We start from the raw sequence: 1,184 nt of genomic DNA, 5'->3' as shown, positions 1-1,184 counted from the left end.
GAAGGCCGGCCAGCTCTACGGGATGGGCCTGATCGGCGGCTTCTGCCACCTCTATATCGGCCAGGAGGCCGTGGTGATCGGGGTCCAGATGGCCTCGAAGGACGGCGACCAGGTCATCACCGGCTACCGCGACCACGGCCACATGCTGGCCTGCGGCATGGAGCCGAAGGGCGTGATGGCCGAGCTGACCGGCCGCAAGGGGGGCTATTCCCGCGGCAAGGGCGGCTCGATGCACATGTTCTCCCGCGAGAAGAACTTCTATGGCGGTCACGGCATCGTCGGGGCGCAGGTCTCGCTCGGCACCGGCATCGGCTTCGCCAACAAGTACCGCGGCGACGGGGCCGTGAGCCTCACCTACATGGGCGACGGCGCGGCCAACCAGGGCCAGGTCTACGAGAGCTTCAACATGGCGCAGCTGTGGAAGCTGCCCGTGGTCTACGTGATCGAGAACAACCGCTACGCCATGGGCACCTCGGTCTCGCGGGCCTCGGCCCAGACCGACTTCTCGAAGCGCGGCGTCTCCTTCGGCATCCCGGGCGAGCAGGTCGACGGCATGGACGTGCGCGCCGTGCGCGAGGCGGCCACCCGCGCCATCGCCCATGCCCGCGACGGCGAGGGCCCCTACATCCTCGAGATGCAGACCTACCGCTACCGCGGCCACTCGATGTCCGATCCGGCCAAGTACCGGACCAAGGACGAGGTCGCCCGCATGCGCGAGGAATCGGACCCGATCGAGCAGGTCCGCAAGCGCCTGCTCGGGGCCCACAAGGTGCCGGAGGACGAGATCAAGGCGGTCGACGCCAAGGTGCGGGAGATCGTGAACGAGTCGGCGGACTTCGCCACCAGCGATCCCGAGCCGGATCCGTCCGAGCTCTGGACCGACATCCTGCTCTAGCGCCCGGGCCGTCCGCCACGGCGCGGATGGCTGCCCCCGCCCTTCGGCCGGCGCCCGACCCGGCGCGCCCCTCTCCCGGATCGACAGAGTAATCCATGGCGACCGACATCCTGATGCCCGCCCTCTCGCCGACGATGGAGCAGGGCAAGCTCGCGAAGTGGCTCAAGAAGGAGGGCGACCCGGTCAAGGCCGGCGACATCCTGGCCGAGATCGAGACCGACAAGGCGACCATGGAGGTCGAGGCGGTCGACGAGGGCGTGCTCGCCAAGATCCTGGCGGACGAAGGACG

2 protein-coding genes are annotated in these 1,184 nt (G+C 69.0%); both read left to right on the top strand.

Annotated features, from left to right (window positions below):
• On the top strand, nt 1–895 hold an 895-nt coding region (pdhA, locus tag VQ03_RS26360), incomplete at its 5' end, for a pyruvate dehydrogenase (acetyl-transferring) E1 component subunit alpha (protein WP_048453888.1).
• Between the two features lie 95 nt (nt 896–990).
• On the top strand, nt 991–1,184 hold a 194-nt coding region (locus tag VQ03_RS26355), incomplete at its 3' end, for a biotin/lipoyl-containing protein (RefSeq protein ID WP_048453887.1).

Source organism: Methylobacterium tarhaniae (genome assembly GCF_001043955.1).
GTDB lineage: Bacteria > Pseudomonadota > Alphaproteobacteria > Rhizobiales > Beijerinckiaceae > Methylobacterium > Methylobacterium tarhaniae.
This window is presented reverse-complemented; position numbering and strand designations above follow the sequence as displayed.